This is a genomic window from Enterobacter sp. Crenshaw (assembly GCF_024734705.1).
In the GTDB taxonomy this organism is placed as follows: domain Bacteria; phylum Pseudomonadota; class Gammaproteobacteria; order Enterobacterales; family Enterobacteriaceae; genus Enterobacter; species Enterobacter asburiae_B.
The window spans coordinates 1865417-1880759 of sequence record NZ_CP102932.1 but is presented as its reverse complement, the minus strand read 5'-3'; the positions used below and the strand labels follow the sequence as shown (position 1 = coordinate 1880759).

Here is a 15343-nt window from a genome sequence, read left to right as displayed (position 1 = left end):
CTCGTTGATACCCGAATAATAATTAAAGTGAGGAGTCGTAATGAGCGTGTTAATTGCCCTGGCGGCGCTGGCGCTGCTGATGCTGGCGGCCTATCGCGGATACAGCGTTATTTTGTTTGCGCCGATTGCGGCGCTCGGCGCCGTGCTGCTGACCGATCCGGGTGCCGTCGGCCCGACGTTTACCGGTCTGTTTATGGAAAAAATGGTGGGCTTCGTCAAGCTCTACTTCCCGGTGTTCCTGCTGGGGGCCGTTTTCGGCAAGCTGATTGAGCTTTCCGGTTTCTCACGATCCATCGTCGCGGCCGCGATTCAGATCCTCGGTCGTCGCCACGCTATTCCGGTGATCGTCCTGGTGTGCGCGCTGTTAACCTACGGCGGCGTGTCGCTGTTCGTGGTGGCGTTTGCGGTGTATCCGTTTGCCGCGGAACTGTTCCGCCAGAGCGGCATCCCCAAGCGGCTGATCCCGGCCACCGTGGCGCTGGGGGCATTTTCGTTTACCATGGACGCCCTGCCCGGCACGCCGCAGATCCAGAATATCATCCCCACCAGCTTCTTTGGCACGAACGCCTGGGCCGCGCCGTGGCTGGGGCTTATCGGCTCTCTGTTTATTATCGTCTTTGGCCTGCTCTGGCTGGAGCGCCAGCGTCGTAAGGCGTTCAATAACAACGAGGGCTACGGCACGGATCTGAAAAATGAACCCGAAACGCCGGATAACATTAACCTCCCGCATCCGCTGATTGCCATCTCCCCGCTGCTGGTGGTGGGCATACTGAACCTGCTGTTTACCCGCTGGATCCCCGGCTGGTACGGCACGACCCACGAGCTTACTCTGCCCGGCCTGGCGAAACCGATTGTGACCGAGGTGGGCAAGATCACCGCCATCTGGGCCGTCGAGGCGGCGCTGATCTCCGGTATCGTGCTGGTGCTGATTTTTGGCTTTCGCAATATCCGGGGGCGTCTGGCTGAAGGCAGCCGGACCGCGGTGAGCGGTGCCATTCTGGCGGCGATGAATACCGCCTCGGAATACGGTTTCGGCGCGGTGATCGCCGCCCTGCCCGGGTTCCTGGTGTTATCCAAAGCGCTGGCGGCCATCCCCAATCCGCTGCTGAATGAGGCCATCAGCGTGACCGTCCTCGCGGGGATCACCGGCTCGGCGTCCGGCGGGATGAGCATTGCGCTCGCCGCCATGTCAGACTCGTTTATCGCCGCCGCCCACGCCGCCAATATCCCGCTTGAGGTGCTGCACCGCGTGGCCTCGATGGCGAGCGGGGGAATGGATACGCTGCCCCATAACGGCGCGGTGATTACCCTGCTGGCGATTACCGGCCTGAGCCATCGTCAGGCCTACGGCGGCATTTTTGCTATCACCCTCATTAAAAGTCTGGCAGTGCTTTTTGTCATTGCCGTGTTCTATCTGACCGGCATTGTGTAAGGAGAGAAAGATGAATCTGAACGGTAAGACCGCGCTGGTGACGGGCTCGACCAGCGGCATTGGACTTGGGATCGCCCGCGTACTGGCGAAGGCCGGGGCGCAGCTGATCCTCAACGGTTTCGGCGACAGCGAATCAGCAAGAGAAGAGATTGCGCAGCTGGGCAAAAAGCCGGGCTATCACGATGCGGACCTGCGTGACGTGCTGCAAATTGAAGCCATGATGCGCTACGCCGAATCGCAGTTTGGCGGCGTGGACATTCTTGTCAACAACGCCGGGATACAGCATGTCGCCCCGGTTGACGCGTTTCCGGTGGAGAAATGGAACGACATTATCGCCATCAACCTCTCCTCGGTATTTCACACCAGCAGGCTGGCGCTGCCCGCCATGCGCGAGAAAAACTGGGGGCGCATCATTAATATCGCCTCCGTTCACGGGCTGGTCGCGTCAAAAGAGAAGTCAGCCTACGTTGCCGCCAAGCATGGCGTAGTGGGCTTTACGAAATCGCTGGCGCTGGAAACCGCCCGCACCGGTATTACCGCCAATACCATCTGCCCCGGCTGGGTACTGACGCCGCTGGTGCAACAGCAAATCGACCAGCGCATCGCTGAAGGCGTCCCGCCGGAGCAGGCTCGCGATCGGCTTCTCGCGGAGAAACAGCCTTCGGGCGAGTTTGTTACCCCGGAGCAGCTGGGTGAACTGGCGCTGTTTTTGTGCAGCGAGGGCGCCGTGAACGTTCGCGGCGCCGCGTGGAATATGGATGGCGGCTGGGTTGCGCAGTAATTTTTGCCGGGTAAGGCGACGCCGCCACCCGGCAAAATCGCTAGCTTGAACAGCTGACCTCCAGCCGCTTGCCCCAGTCAGGCGGGCGGCTGACGTAGTCATCATCCCGCTCGGCAAACGGCGTGCGCAACGCCAGATGCAGGCGGTGTAGCTCGTCATACTCCCCCTGCTCTGCCTGCTCAATCGCCCGCTGCGCCAGCCAGTTGCGCAACACCATCGCGGGATTTGTCGCGTTCATCTGCGTCTGGCGGGTAGCGTCATCCACCCGCTCCTGCTGCAGCCGCGCGCGGTAAGTGGCAAACCAGTCGTCAAACACCTGTCTGTCAATAAACTCGTCGCGCAGCGGTGAGGCCGCACTGTGCTGCTCCGTCTGGCCCAGCATCCGGAAGGTACGGGTATAATCGCTGCCCTCGCGCGCCATCAGGGCAAACAGACCGTTGAGAATGTCGTTATCGCCCCTCTCCTGCGTCATCAGCCCCAGCTTGTTGCGCATCAGCGTGCCGTATTCTCGCAGCAATATATCCTGATAGCTGTCGAGCGCATCATTGAGGGCATCTACGTCGATGAACGGCGACAGGGTTTGCGCAAGCCGCTGCAGGTTCCACAGGCCAACCGCTGGCTGATTATCAAAGCTGTAACGTCCCTGATAGTCGGAGTGGTTGCAGATATAGCCAGGCTGATAATCGTCCAGGAAACCAAACGGACCGTAATCAAAGGTCAGCCCCAGGATCGACATGTTGTCCGTATTCATGACGCCATGCGCAAAGCCCACCGTTTGCCAGCGGGCAATCAGGCTTGCGGTACGGGCAACCACATCCCTGAACCAGAGAACGTATTTATCCGCCTCGTCCTGCAAATGCGCCCAGTGGTGACGAATGGCAAAGTCAGCCAGCTGGCGAACCTTGTCAGGCTCGCGGCGATAGTAAAAGTGCTCGAAATGACCAAAGCGCAAATGGCTTTGCGCAATACGCATCAGCATCGCCCCTTTTTCCACCGTTTCGCGCGCTACCGGCGTATCGCTGGTGACAATCGACAGCGCGCGCGTAGTGGGAATACCCAGGGCGTGCATCGCTTCTGACGCCAGGCTTTCGCGGATCGTTGAACGCAGCACCGCGCGCCCGTCGCCCATTCGCGAATAGGGAGTAAGACCCGCCCCTTTCAGGTGCCAGTCAACCGTCTCCCCGTTGGGAAGCCGTTGTTCGCCGAGCAGGATCCCCCTGCCGTCGCCCAGCTGCCCCGCCCAGACGCCAAACTGATGTCCGCTATAGACCTGAGCCAGAGGTTGCATACCGGCGAGAAGCGTTTCACCGCCCCAGACGCCTGCGCCCTCTGAAAGCTGAAACAGCTCAGGCGGAATGGCCAGTTCTTCTGCCAGCAAATCGTTATGCCAGATAAGGCGTGAATTTTGTAACGGTGTTGGTTTGAGTGCGGTGTAAAAGCCAGGCAACTCGTCATGCCAGTGAGCAGTAAAAGACAGGGTCATAAGTCCTCCTGCTTTTAGTGTAGAGGGTTTACCCGGACTTAAACACGGGCGAAAGCAAGGGTTATCGCTGCTGAACCAGCGATGTAACGTGCTCCGCAGAGACGGCTGGCCAGAGTGCGCCCTGCATGGCGCCAAAATTGAAGGACAAAACGCGTTGCAACAGGCCGTGGTCGTCAATGCCCGAGACGATCACTGACTGGCAGTGCGGTGTGATTTGCCAAAGGATGGCGCGCATAAAGGGCTCAAAAGAGAGCTCCGGGGCACGCTGCTGAATGAAGCCTTTGTCGAGAATAACCCGTTTAAATAATCCATCATAGACCGCCTTGAGCGATGCGGCACCTGCGCCAAAGTTTGCCAGGACCAACGGGAAATGGATTGCCATTCTCGCCAGCTGCAGATCGTCCTTTCCGTTATTTAAACCTGGATAATTCTCATTAACAGTAAACTCAAGAAACGGGTAACGCTCAAGGATTGAAACAGCGTTTCCATTACTTAATAAAAATTCAACTATTGCAGGTGTAATATTGATCCATGCAATTAACTGATGCTGAATAAAAAACAGTTTACAGGTATCAAGTAATTGCAATTTTTCGTTAAACAGCACTAACTCTTCAGCTGCTGAAAGCCGAGGGATAACGAGCTCAGTGGGGATCCGCACATCGCTGCCGACGCCAGTAAAGTTAACCAGAACCTCTAAACCTTTAAGCTCCCCTGCGCTATTACGAGCAGGCAGAAGCAGCAGTTCAGACTGGTAAGCATTATCTAGCGTAATAATCATTGCACTCGCTCCGCATTAAAGATGAGAGAGGACATCCTGGAGCAATTGCCGACACAATTCCACTGTCTTGATTTTAATAAGATTAATTTCATTAGTTCCGTTTTTATTTTCAGATTTATCCCTGAATCTAAAATAATTTTATCCTGGTTGCCGAATAATAGCCAGTTTTAGATAAAACAGACACATGCAGGATTCGCTAATTTTAGATAAATTTAACTTTAAGCATCTTATTTGAGAAAAAACGGCATGATTTATTAGATACCATGCTGTCATAAGAGAAGTGTCTGACAAAGACTATATACGTCGTGCCTGCCAGAAATTTTTACGCCAGTAAACATTATCAAGAGAAGAGCGCATCACCCCGCGGCTTGTCGAAGCGTGAATGAACTGATTGTCTGTATCATATATCCCCACATGAAGACCGCTTTCACCCGATCCGGTTTTGAAGAAAACCAGGTCCCCGGGGAGAAGATCGTCTTTATCAATTTCAGTGCCAATTTCGGCCTGCTTGCGCGTTTCGCGCGGAAGCTGTAAATCAAACTTATCGCGGAACGTCATCAGAACGAAGCCGGAACAATCTACGCCGCCGCGGCTCATTCCGCCGTAGCGATAAGGCGTACCGCGCCAGTTGCTCAGCTGATCGTTAAGGCTGGCAATGACGGTGATCGAATCTGAAAGCCGTGGGTTAGGCGGCGGCGCACGATGGCTACTGCATCCCGCAAGAAAAAGTGCGGCCATCAGGAGAAACCAGAATCGCATTTTCAGACGAATCCTCTGCTTTTTTTGTTCTTTTCGTAATTTAGCGTGCAATTGTGCTAAGAGGCAAGAAACGGTTACGTCTGCCCGGTAGAAATCAGCATCTTATGTCCCTCAATATCCAGCCTGCGGAACGACATGTTGTACGCGCGGGCAAGATGGGGCGGCGTAAGAACCCGATCCCGCGCGCCGCTGGCGATCATCTTTCCCTGCGACAGCAGCCACACCCGGTGGGCATGACGCAGGGTGTGGTTGAGGTCATGACTGCTCATCACCACGGCGATACCTTTTCGGCTCAGGGTGCTTAACAGCGTATCCAGTGCCGCCTGCTGCGCCACGTCCAGACCGCTCATGGGTTCATCGAGGAGCAGCATTCGCCCGTGAGGATTACCTGCCGGGTGGATCTGAAGAATGACGGCCGCCAGGCGCACCCGCTGCCACTCTCCGCCGGAAAGCTGGCTGGCATGCCGGGACAGTTTATCTTCCAGTCCCAGGGCCGATGCAACGTCCGTCAGCAGTGCCGTTTGTTGTTTGTCGTGCAAATGCAGCATCAGATAGTGCCAGACCGGCATCGCAAAGGGCGGCATCTGCTGCTGTACGAGATAGCTGCGCCGATGCGCCAGCGAGACCGGCGTCCAGTCCGCGAGCGTATGCTCCAGCAGCGTTATCTGCCCTTCTCCGTCGGTCATGCCTGCCATCCGTGCCAGCAGCGTGCTCTTCCCTGCACCGTTTGGCCCGACAAGATGCAGGATTTCTCCCGCATTGATGATTTCGGTTATCGGCTCCAGACGTCCCCGCTCGGCAACGTCCGTGAGCTGCATCAGCAACGACATTATTTCGCCAGCGCCAGCTTGATCGATTCCATGACGATCGGATCTTCAGGGGTCATATCCGGCGAAAAACGCTGAACGACCTGGCCGTCGCGGCCAATCAGGAATTTTTCAAAATTCCACAGGATATCGTCCGGGTAAAGCGGCGCGCGGCCTTTGCTGGCCATGCGTTCATAAAAACCGCTTCCTTCCGGCGCAACGGCCTTCGGCGCGGCCGCGATCAGCTTCGCATACAGCGGATGGCGGTCTTCACCGTTGACATCGATTTTGCTGAACATCGGGAACGTCACGCCATAGGTGGTGCTGCAGAAGGTTTTAATCTCCTCTTCGCTGCCCGGCTCCTGGCCCAGGAACTGGTTGCACGGGAAGCCCAGCACGGTGAAACCGTCTTTCTCCCAGGCCTTCTGAATGTTCTCCAGCTGTTCGTACTGCGGCGTCAGGCCACATTTGGATGCCACGTTGACGATAAGCAGCACGTTGCCTTTGTAGCCTTCCAGCGTGGTGTTATCGCCATCAATGGTGGTCACTTCAGTATTCAGGATGTCTGACTGCATAGCATTCCCTCAGGTTGTCTTACGGCTTGTTGATTTAACGTCCAGCTTTTAATAGTAGCCAGATAAATACCGGCGCGCCCAGCGTGGCGGTCACCACGCCAATCGGCAGCTCGGCGGCCGTCAGGGCAAGCCGGGCGATGATATCGGCCACCAGCAGCGTGACGGCCCCGGCAACCGCCGAGGCCGGAAGCAGGGTCCGATGGTCCGTGAGGCCACACAGGCGCAGCATGTGCGGAATCACCAGCCCGATGAAGCCGATCGCGCCCGCCAGAGCCACGCTGACGCCGACCAGCCAGCCAATAACGATCACCAGCACATTACGCCAGAACCCAATCGGCATGCCGAGCTGGCGGGCAGAGGTTTCACCCAGCGCGAGCATATTCAGCGGCTGCGCCTGCAGGGCAGCCCAGACGATGACCGGTACCAGCAGCGCCATCAGCCAGCCCTGGTGCCAGTCAACGCCGCCAAAGCCGCCCATCATCCAGTACATCAGCTGACGCAAGTCAAAGGATGTTGAGAAGTAGACCGCCCAGGTCATCAGCGCGCTGCAGATTATCCCCAGCGCCACGCCGGCAAGCAGCAGACGGCTGGTCGATAAGTGCCGTCTGGCGAAACGAAGAAGGATCGCGGTGATTAGCAGCGCGCCGAGGATAGCGCTCAGGCTAATACTCCATCCGGAGAGTTCTCCTCCGCCGAGCATTACCGCCGCAATCAGGCCTACGCCTGCGCCGTTTGACACGCCGAGCAGCCCGGGCTCCGCCAGAGGGTTATCAAACAACGCCTGCATTATGGTGCCGCACAGCGCCAGCGCGGCGCCGACCAGAACCACCGCGACGGTGCGCGGCAGGCGAATTTGCCAGACGAAGAGCTGCCCGTCCGGCCCCCACCAGCTTTCAGGCCCGATCCATCTGTCGCCCGCGCAGAGGCTCACGCCCGCGGCGACAATGAGCATCAGCACCAGCAAAAGCAGGCGACGCTTATCGGAACGGTGCTGGCGATGGGCATAATCAAGCATGTGTACGGTTTTAGTAGCGTGAGATGTAATTGATTTTACGGCGGGTTTGCCGGAGAGCGCAAAGAAAAAAGGCCGCGTGGGCGGCCTTTTTAGTTAGTTCATATTACTCTGCTTTGGGCGTTGCGTTTTCGACACGGCTTTTCAACTTCTGGCCGGGTCTGAAGGTCACCACGCGGCGGGCTGTAATGGGAATATCTTCCCCCGTCTTCGGGTTGCGGCCCGGACGTTGGTTTTTGTCTCGCAAATCAAAATTGCCAAAACCGGAGAGTTTTACCTGCTCACCATTTTCCAGAGCACGACGGATCTCTTCGAAAAACAGCTCTACCAGCTCTTTGGCATCCCGTTTGCTAAGCCCAAGCTTATCAAACAGATATTCTGACATTTCAGCTTTTGTAAGCGCCATAGGTTCAATCCCTCAATGATGCCTGGAATCGCTCTTTTAATGCCTCTACACATTTGGCGACGGTAGCGGCAATCTCCTCTTCTTCGAGTGTACGGCTGGTATCCTGAAGGATAAGGCTAATAGCGAGGCTCTTGAAACCTTCTGCTACGCCCTTGCCGCGGTACACGTCAAATAAGTTTACGCCAACTACCTGATTTACGCCAACTTTCTTACATTCGGCCAAAATATCTGCTGCAGGCACATTTTCCGCGACCACAACCGCGATATCACGGCGGTTTGCCGGGAAGCGGGAGACGTCCTGAGCCTGAGGAATAACACGGTCAGCCACCGGGTTCCATTCCAGCTCGAACACGATGGTACGGCCGTTCAGATCCAGCTTACGCTCCAGCTCAGGGTGAACAACCCCAATAAAACCAACGCGTTTGCCGTCTAAATAGATAGCTGCGCTCTGGCCCGGATGCAGAGCCGGGATCGCTTCTGCGCGGAATTCAATTTCAGATAATTTACCGGTCAGATCCAGAATCGCTTCCAGATCGCCCTTCATATCGTAGAAATCAACCGTGCCTTTTGCCAGGTCCCAGTGCTCTTCATAGCGGTTGCCGCTGATGGCGCCAGCCAGCATGAGATCCTGACGGATGCCTAAATTTGCCTGATTATCCGGTACAAAGCGCAAACCGCTTTCGAAAATTCGCACGCGGTTTTGCTGGCGATTCTGGTTATAAACGACAGTGCCCAGCAGGCCCGTCCACAGAGACAGACGCATCGCGGACATTTCGCTGGAAATTGGGCTTGGCAGGATCAGCGCCTCCTGACCCGGGTGGATCAGCTGCTGCAGCTTTGGATCAACGAAGCTGTAGGTGATCACTTCCTGGTAGCCTTTGTCGTTCAGCATGGTTTTCACACGCTTCAGGGACAGGTCGGCTTCGCGGTGGGTGCCCATCACCAGACCTGCCTGGACAGGCTCGTCAGGGATGTTGTTGTAGCCGTAAACGCGGGCCACTTCTTCCACCAGATCTTCTTCAATTTCCATGTCGAAACGCCATGATGGCGCAACGGCTTTCCATTCGTCCTGGCCTTCGGTTACTTCACAGCCCAGACGTTTCAGGATGTCGGTTACCTGCGCATCGGCAACGTGGTGGCCAATCAGGCGATCCAGCTTGCTGCGGCGCAGGGTGATGGTCGCACGCTTCGGCAGGGTCGCTTCGTTGGTGACGTCGATAACCGGGCCCGCTTCACCGCCGCAGATGTCGATCAGCAGGCGGGTCGCACGTTCCATCGCTTTGTACTGCAGCGCCGGGTCAACGCCGCGCTCGTAGCGGTGAGAGGCATCGGTATGCAGGCCGTGGCGGCGTGCGCGACCGGTGATGGAGAGCGGGCTGAAGAACGCGCATTCCAGCAGGACGTTTTGCGTCTCGTCGTTGACGCCCGAGTGCTCGCCACCGAAGATACCGCCCATTGCCAGCGCTTTGCCGTGGTCAGCAATCACCAGGGTGTCGGCGTTCAGTTTCGCTTCGCTGCCGTCCAGCAGAACCAGGGTTTCGCCCTCTTTCGCCATGCGCACAACGATGCCGCCGTCGATACGATCTTTATCGAATGCGTGCATTGGCTGGCCCAGCTCCAGCAGAACGTAGTTGGTCACGTCAACCACGGCGTCTATAGATCGGATACCGCAGCGGCGCAGCTTCTCTTTCATCCACAGCGGAGTTGGCGCTTTCACGTTGATGCCTTTCACCACGCGACCGAGGTAGCGCGGGCAAGCATCCGCAGCGTCAACCTGAATAGGCAGCACGTCACTGATGGTCGCTTCAACCGGCGCAATGTCCGGCGCGTTCAGCTCAGTCTGGTTCAGCACGGCCACGTCGCGCGCCACGCCGATGATACCTAAGCAGTCGGCACGGTTTGGCGTGACGCTGATTTCGATGGTGTTGTCATCAAGCTTCAGGTATTCACGGATATCGGTGCCGATTGGCGCATCCAGCGGCAGCTCAATAATGCCGTTGTGATCGTCGGAAATACCCAGCTCGGAGAAGGAGCACAGCATGCCTTCAGACGGCTCGCCGCGCAGCTTAGCCGCTTTAATTTTGAAATCGCCCGGCAGCACCGCACCGACGGTCGCCACGGCCACCTTCAGGCCCTGACGGCAGTTTGGCGCACCGCAGACGATATCCAGCAGACGGTCACCGCCCACGTTTACTTTTGTTACGCGCAGTTTGTCAGCGTTGGGGTGCTGGCCGCACTCGACCACTTCGCCGACAACCACGCCGTTGAAGGCACCGGAAACCGGCTCAACGCCGTCGACTTCCAGACCTGCCATGGTGATCTGGTTAGAAAGCGCGTCGCTGTCCAGCGTGGTGTTCACCCACTCGCGTAACCACAGTTCACTGAATTTCATTGTTCTGTCCTGCCCTTATTTAAACTGTTTGAGGAAACGCAGATCGTTTTCGAAGAATGCACGTAAGTCGGTCACGCCGTAGCGCAGCATAGTCAGACGCTCCATGCCCATGCCGAAAGCAAAGCCGGAGTAAACTTCCGGATCGATACCCACGTTGCGCAGCACGTTTGGATGCACCATGCCGCAGCCCAGCACTTCCAGCCATTTGCCGTTTTTACCCATCACGTCAACTTCCGCAGACGGTTCGGTGAACGGGAAGTAGGACGGACGGAAACGAACCTGCAGATCTTCCTCAAAGAAGTTGTTCAGGAAATCGTGCAGCGTGCCCTTCAGGTTGGTGAAGCTAATGTTTTTATCAACAATCAGACCTTCCATCTGGTGGAACATTGGAGTGTGGGTCTGATCGTAGTCGTTACGATAGACGCGGCCCGGCGCGATAATGCGGATTGGCGGCGCCTGATCCTTCATGGTACGGATCTGAACGCCGGAGGTCTGAGTACGCAGCAGACGCGTAGCGTCGAACCAGAAAGTGTCGTGGTCAGCGCGTGCCGGATGATGGCCAGGAATGTTCAGGGCGTCGAAGTTGTGGTAATCATCTTCGATTTCCGGGCCAGTCGCCACGGTAAAGCCGAGCTCACCGAAGAAACTTTCAATGCGATCGATGGTGCGGGTAACCGGGTGCAGACCACCGTTTTCGATGCGGCGCCCCGGCAGAGAAACGTCGATCGTCTCTGCGGCCAGACGCGCATTCAGCACCGCGCTTTCCAGCTCGGCTTTGCGCGCGTTCAGCGCCTGCTGTACCTGCTCTTTGGCTTCGTTAATCACCGCACCCGCTGCCGGGCGTTCTTCTGGCGGCAGCTCACGCAGGGTTGTCATCTGAAGGGTCAGGTGCCCTTTCTTCCCAAGATATTCGACGCGGACATTGTCTAACGCGGCAACATCTGAGGCCTGATTAATGGCGGCTGTTGCACTGGCAACCAGCTCTGCGAGATGTGACATGATTTTCCTCATTATGTCGGTGCAGACACCGATTTGGTGGAGTTATTCTCTCAAATTCAGGCACAAAAAAAGCCTCCATCGGGAGGCTTATCTGGCGCTGTTTTTCGTTTCATCTTTCACGCGCTAGCCTCCTGAAATCAGGTGCTAAAGTAAAAGAAGAAGCGGAAAATAGCAGCATTCATGCTTGCGTTACCTTGTCTGGTAAAAACCGTTAAGACCTTATTGAAAAGCCTGGACGGATAAATGTCAATCTTCTGATAGTGTTAAATGAAAAGAGGGAGCAAAGCCCCCTCTCTCAACTGGCTTATGCCAGTGCTGCTTTCGCTTTTTCGACCAGAGCGGTGAACGCTACTTTGTCGAATACTGCGATGTCAGCCAGGATCTTACGGTCGATTTCAACAGAGGCTTTTTTCAGGCCGTTGATGAATTTGCTGTAAGAAATACCGTTCTGACGTGCTGCTGCGTTGATACGCGCAATCCACAGTTGACGGAACTGACGCTTACGCTGACGACGGTCACGGTAAGCGTACTGACCTGCTTTGATAACAGCCTGGAAGGCAACGCGGTATACGCGTGAACGCGCACCGTAGTAGCCTTTAGCTTGTTTCAAAATTTTCTTGTGACGTGCACGTGCAATTACACCACGTTTTACGCGAGCCATATGTGCTCTCCTGTATCTATATTCTTAGTAAAAAATTAAACGTTAACGGCTTATGCGTACGGCAGGCACGCGATAACCAGACCCAGATCGCCTTTAGAAACGAGGCCTTTTGGACGCAGGTGACGTTTACGCTTAGTAGATTTTTTGGTCAGAATATGACGCAGGTTTGCGTGCTTACGCTTAAATCCACCACCACCGGTTTTTTTGAAGCGCTTAGCAGCACCGCGTACGGTCTTAATTTTTGGCATCTTAATAACTTCCACTTCGCATTGTTAAATAAACGAAACATAGGCGAACAAAACCTATGAAACCCGAAGGCTCCACAGATTTTGCTGCTTGAAGGCCTTACTGTTTCTTCTTAGGAGCGAGCACCATGATCATCTGGCGGCCTTCGATCTTCGTAGGGAAGGATTCGACTACTGCCAGTTCACTCAGATCGTCACGGACGCGGTTAAGCACTTCCATACCAATCTGTTGGTGGGCCATCTCACGACCGCGGAAACGCAGTGTGATCTTGGCCTTATCGCCATCTTCCAGAAAGCGAATCAGGCTGCGGAGTTTTACCTGATAATCGCCATCGTCGGTACCAGGACGGAATTTGATTTCCTTAACCTGGATAACTTTTTGCTTCTTCTTCTGTTCCTTAGAAGACTTACTCTTTTCATAAAGGAACTTGCCGTAGTCCATGATACGACAAACTGGCGGTTCGGCGTTAGGGCTGATTTCAACTAAATCTACTCCAGCTTCTTCAGCTTTTTCGATCGCTTCTCTCAGACTCACAATCCCCAGTGGTTCACCTTCAAGATCTGTTAAGCGAACTTCCTGGGCGCGAATCTCGCCATTGATACGATTCGGACGTGCCGTTTGAACTCGTTTTCCGCCTTTAATACCTTATTCCTCCAGTTGTTGAAGACTGCGGCTGCGAATCTCTTGTTGCAGCTTCTCAATCACTTCACTTACGTCCAGGCTGCCCAGGTCTTTACCACGGCGGGTGCGAACGGCAACTTTGCCTGCTTCCACCTCTTTATCACCACAGACCAACATATACGGGACACGACGTAAAGTGTGCTCGCGGATTTTAAAGCCAATCTTCTCATTTCTCAAGTCTGCTTTTACGCGAATGCCCGCATTTTGTAGTTTCTGCGTCAATTCTTTAACGTAATCCGCCTGAGAATCGGTAATGTTCATCACCACGACCTGCACTGGCGCAAGCCAGGTTGGGAAGAAGCCAGCGAACTCTTCGGTCAGGATGCCGATGAAGCGCTCCAGAGAACCGAGAATTGCACGGTGAATCATTACCGGTACCTGACGCTCGTTGTCTTCGCCAACATAAGAGGCGCTTAAACGCTGCGGCAGGGAGAAGTCCAGCTGTACAGTACCGCACTGCCATGCGCGATCGAGGCAGTCATACAGGGTAAATTCAATTTTCGGACCGTAGAATGCGCCCTCGCCCAGCTGGTATTCGAACGGAATGCCGTTCTCTTCCAGCGCCACGGCGAGATCCGCTTCTGCGCGATCCCATGTCTCATCGCTGCCGATACGTTTTTCCGGACGCGTTGAGAGTTTGACTACGATCTTCTCGAAGCCAAAGGTGCTGTACATATCGTAGACCATACGAATACAGGCGTTAACTTCGTCACGGACCTGATCTTCAGTACAGAAGATATGCGCATCATCCTGAGTAAAGCCACGAACGCGCATCAGACCGTGCAGCGCACCTGATGGCTCGTTACGGTGGCAGCTACCGAACTCCGCCATACGCAGCGGCAGGTCGCGGTAGGACTTCAGACCCTGGTTGAAGATCTGAACGTGGCCCGGGCAGTTCATTGGCTTGATGCAGTATTCACGGTTCTCAGACGAGGTGGTGAACATCGCATCTTTGTAGTTGTCCCAGTGGCCGGTTTTTTCCCACAGCACACGGTCCATCATGAACGGGCCTTTCACTTCCTGATACTGGTACTCTTTCAGCTTGGAGCGTACGAAAGTTTCCAGTTCACGGAAGATGGTCCAGCCGTCGTTATGCCAGAACACCATGCCCGGCGCTTCTTCCTGCATGTGGTACAGGTCAAGCTGCTTACCGATTTTACGGTGGTCACGCTTCGCCGCCTCTTCCAGGCGCAGCAGGTACGCGTTCAGGGCTTTTTTATCGGCCCACGCGGTACCATAGATACGCTGCAACATCTTGTTGTTGCTGTCGCCACGCCAGTAGGCGCCTGCGATCTTCATCAGCTTAAAGTGATGACAGAAGCGCATGTTCGGCACGTGCGGTCCACGGCACATGTCGACGTATTCTTCGTGATGGTACAAGCCAGGCTTGTCATCATGCGAAATGTTTTCGTCAAGAATAGAGACCTTGTAGCTCTCGCCGCGCTTCACGAAGGTTTCACGCGCTTCGTGCCAGCTGACTTTCTTCTTGATGACGTCATAGTTCGTTTCGGCGAGCTCGTGCATGCGTTTTTCGAGCGCGTCGATATCTTCCTGAGTCAGGGTGTGGTCAAGGTCAACGTCGTAGTAGAAACCATTGTCGATAACCGGACCGATCGCCATTTTGGTGTTTGGCCACAGCTGTTTGATGGCATGGCCTAACAGGTGCGCGCAGGAGTGACGAATGATCTCCAGACCTTCTTCGTCTTTCGCGGTGATGATTGCAAGCGTCGCATCGTTTTCGATCAGATCGGAAGCATCCACCAGCTCACCGTTAACGCGGCCAGCGATAGTCGCTTTCGCGAGACCAGGACCAATGTCCAGGGCAACATCCATTGGGCTAACAGCACGGTCGAAATGGCGTTGACTGCCATCAGGAAGAGTAATTACAGGCATTTTATATCCTTATTTGCAGTGATGCCCCACACATAAGAGCATATACAAAGAAAATAATCGTGATTTGACAATAGATTACGACACCATCTGACCAACAATCGTCAAATTGGTTCGTCATCATTCACCAGCCGAATTCAGATTAATGTGGATTTACGGCAAGCGACGTAATGTTAACACTAACGGCAAGGAGATTGCACCCTCTGCGGCCAGATTGATGGGCTGGCGCTTTCGCACGAATTTGCAGGTTGCTTCTCCCCTGCGCTCGCATTTAAAAGATGCTGGGCTACTCTTGAACAGGTCTTTAAACCCAAAGGTGCATACCATGAACGTATCCAGTAGAACGGTTGTGATATTGAACATCCTTTCCGCCACAGGTTTATTGTTGATTCTCGCCGAACGATTCCACTGGTTCTGAGCCGAACCCTACGCTGGCATAACC

General features: G+C 55.1%; 17 protein-coding genes and 1 other annotated feature. Of the genes, 3 read left to right on the top strand and 14 right to left on the bottom strand.

The genetic code is table 11. From position 1 onward, the window contains the following. Positions 1–40 precede the first annotated feature (40 nt). Complete coding sequence (locus tag NWV12_RS09005; protein ID WP_048979470.1) at positions 41–1432, top strand: GntP family permease; 1392 nt, start codon at positions 41–43, stop codon at positions 1430–1432. A gap of 10 nt (positions 1433–1442) precedes the next feature. Beyond that, on the top strand, positions 1443–2213 hold the full coding sequence (locus NWV12_RS09000) for a 3-hydroxybutyrate dehydrogenase (RefSeq protein ID WP_039262084.1): 771 nt from the start codon (positions 1443–1445) through the stop codon (positions 2211–2213). Positions 2214–2253: 40 nt separating this feature from the next. Here the strand turns inward: NWV12_RS09000 and selO are convergent, their stop codons facing one another. The 14 genes from selO to thrS all read right to left on the bottom strand — a co-directional run bounded on the left by selO (position 2254) and on the right by thrS (position 14904). Continuing rightward, positions 2254–3696: a protein adenylyltransferase SelO gene (selO, locus tag NWV12_RS08995; protein WP_048979469.1), complete on the bottom strand. Its 1443-nt coding sequence runs from the start codon at positions 3694–3696 to the stop codon at positions 2254–2256. 61 nt (positions 3697–3757) lie between these two features. After that, the gene (locus NWV12_RS08990) at positions 3758–4474 is read right to left on the bottom strand and encodes an EAL domain-containing protein (RefSeq protein ID WP_032657851.1); all 717 of its coding nucleotides are present in this window, start codon (positions 4472–4474) and stop codon (positions 3758–3760) included. A gap of 294 nt (positions 4475–4768) precedes the next feature. Continuing rightward, positions 4769–5233, bottom strand: coding sequence for an NlpC/P60 family protein (locus NWV12_RS08985; RefSeq protein WP_008500650.1), 465 nt, complete (start codon positions 5231–5233; stop codon positions 4769–4771). 74 nt (positions 5234–5307) lie between these two features. After that, positions 5308–6063, bottom strand: coding sequence for a vitamin B12 ABC transporter ATP-binding protein BtuD (btuD, locus tag NWV12_RS08980; protein WP_048979468.1), 756 nt, complete (start codon positions 6061–6063; stop codon positions 5308–5310). Further along, positions 6063–6614, bottom strand: a complete 552-nt coding sequence (locus tag NWV12_RS08975; protein ID WP_023311298.1) for a glutathione peroxidase — start codon at positions 6612–6614, stop codon at positions 6063–6065. The genes btuD and NWV12_RS08975 overlap by 1 nt, the downstream gene beginning before the upstream one ends. Before the next feature lie 34 nt (positions 6615–6648). Further along, positions 6649–7629 carry a vitamin B12 ABC transporter permease BtuC gene (btuC, locus tag NWV12_RS08970; protein ID WP_048979467.1) on the bottom strand — a complete coding sequence of 327 codons (981 nt, stop codon included), beginning with the start codon at positions 7627–7629 and terminating at the stop codon, positions 6649–6651. A gap of 103 nt (positions 7630–7732) precedes the next feature. Then, a complete protein-coding gene (ihfA, locus tag NWV12_RS08965; RefSeq protein WP_003857805.1) occupies positions 7733–8032 on the bottom strand; it encodes an integration host factor subunit alpha in 300 nt (99 codons plus the stop codon). A gap of 4 nt (positions 8033–8036) precedes the next feature. Next, positions 8037–10424: a phenylalanine--tRNA ligase subunit beta gene (pheT, locus tag NWV12_RS08960; protein WP_048979466.1), complete on the bottom strand. Its 2388-nt coding sequence runs from the start codon at positions 10422–10424 to the stop codon at positions 8037–8039. Between the two features lie 15 nt (positions 10425–10439). Continuing rightward, positions 10440–11423, bottom strand: a complete 984-nt coding sequence (gene pheS / locus NWV12_RS08955; protein WP_021241084.1) for a phenylalanine--tRNA ligase subunit alpha — start codon at positions 11421–11423, stop codon at positions 10440–10442. Positions 11424–11485: 62 nt separating this feature from the next. Further along, positions 11486–11610 (bottom strand) — a sequence feature (Phe leader region). Next, positions 11561–11605 (bottom strand): pheST operon leader peptide PheM, encoded by a 45-nt coding sequence (gene pheM / locus NWV12_RS08950; RefSeq protein WP_001386830.1) that lies wholly within the window; start codon positions 11603–11605, stop codon positions 11561–11563. Its footprint overlaps the feature before it by 45 nt. 117 nt (positions 11611–11727) lie before the next feature. After that, positions 11728–12084: a 50S ribosomal protein L20 gene (gene rplT / locus NWV12_RS08945; RefSeq protein ID WP_000124850.1), complete on the bottom strand. Its 357-nt coding sequence runs from the start codon at positions 12082–12084 to the stop codon at positions 11728–11730. Positions 12085–12134: 50 nt separating this feature from the next. Continuing rightward, positions 12135–12332, bottom strand: coding sequence for a 50S ribosomal protein L35 (gene rpmI / locus NWV12_RS08940; protein WP_003030583.1), 198 nt, complete (start codon positions 12330–12332; stop codon positions 12135–12137). 97 nt (positions 12333–12429) lie between these two features. After that, the gene (gene infC / locus NWV12_RS08935) at positions 12430–12972 is read right to left on the bottom strand and encodes a translation initiation factor IF-3 (protein WP_014069901.1); all 543 of its coding nucleotides are present in this window, start codon (positions 12970–12972) and stop codon (positions 12430–12432) included. 3 nt (positions 12973–12975) lie between these two features. Next, positions 12976–14904, bottom strand: a complete 1929-nt coding sequence (thrS, locus tag NWV12_RS08930; RefSeq protein ID WP_008500657.1) for a threonine--tRNA ligase — start codon at positions 14902–14904, stop codon at positions 12976–12978. Positions 14905–15046: 142 nt separating this feature from the next. On the opposite strand from thrS, the gene yncL reads away from it, so the two are divergent. Further along, the gene (gene yncL, locus NWV12_RS22080; RefSeq protein WP_080973617.1) at positions 15047–15319 is read left to right on the top strand and encodes a stress response membrane protein YncL; all 273 of its coding nucleotides are present in this window, start codon (positions 15047–15049) and stop codon (positions 15317–15319) included. Positions 15320–15343: the final 24 nt, after the last annotated feature.

Excerpts from the sequence above, each read along its gene's own strand:
- rpmI (WP_003030583.1), bottom strand. The coding sequence starts at position 12,332 with ATGCCAAAAATTAAGACCGTACGCGGTGCTGCTAAGCGCTTCAAAAAA.
- NWV12_RS08990 (WP_032657851.1), bottom strand. The coding sequence starts at position 4,474 with ATGATTATTACGCTAGATAATGCTTACCAGTCTGAACTGCTGCTTCTG.
- btuD (WP_048979468.1), bottom strand. The coding sequence starts at position 6,063 with ATGTCGTTGCTGATGCAGCTCACGGACGTTGCCGAGCGGGGACGTCTG.
- btuC (WP_048979467.1), bottom strand. The coding sequence starts at position 7,629 with ATGCTTGATTATGCCCATCGCCAGCACCGTTCCGATAAGCGTCGCCTG.
- NWV12_RS08975 (WP_023311298.1), bottom strand. The coding sequence starts at position 6,614 with ATGCAGTCAGACATCCTGAATACTGAAGTGACCACCATTGATGGCGAT.
- NWV12_RS09000 (WP_039262084.1), top strand. The coding sequence starts at position 1,443 with ATGAATCTGAACGGTAAGACCGCGCTGGTGACGGGCTCGACCAGCGGC.
- thrS (WP_008500657.1), bottom strand. The coding sequence starts at position 14,904 with ATGCCTGTAATTACTCTTCCTGATGGCAGTCAACGCCATTTCGACCGT.
- selO (WP_048979469.1), bottom strand. The coding sequence starts at position 3,696 with ATGACCCTGTCTTTTACTGCTCACTGGCATGACGAGTTGCCTGGCTTT.
- pheT (WP_048979466.1), bottom strand. The coding sequence starts at position 10,424 with ATGAAATTCAGTGAACTGTGGTTACGCGAGTGGGTGAACACCACGCTG.
- rplT (WP_000124850.1), bottom strand. The coding sequence starts at position 12,084 with ATGGCTCGCGTAAAACGTGGTGTAATTGCACGTGCACGTCACAAGAAA.
- pheS (WP_021241084.1), bottom strand. The coding sequence starts at position 11,423 with ATGTCACATCTCGCAGAGCTGGTTGCCAGTGCAACAGCCGCCATTAAT.
- NWV12_RS09005 (WP_048979470.1), top strand. The coding sequence starts at position 41 with ATGAGCGTGTTAATTGCCCTGGCGGCGCTGGCGCTGCTGATGCTGGCG.
- ihfA (WP_003857805.1), bottom strand. The coding sequence starts at position 8,032 with ATGGCGCTTACAAAAGCTGAAATGTCAGAATATCTGTTTGATAAGCTT.
- NWV12_RS08985 (WP_008500650.1), bottom strand. The coding sequence starts at position 5,233 with ATGCGATTCTGGTTTCTCCTGATGGCCGCACTTTTTCTTGCGGGATGC.
- yncL (WP_080973617.1), top strand. The coding sequence starts at position 15,047 with ATGTGGATTTACGGCAAGCGACGTAATGTTAACACTAACGGCAAGGAG.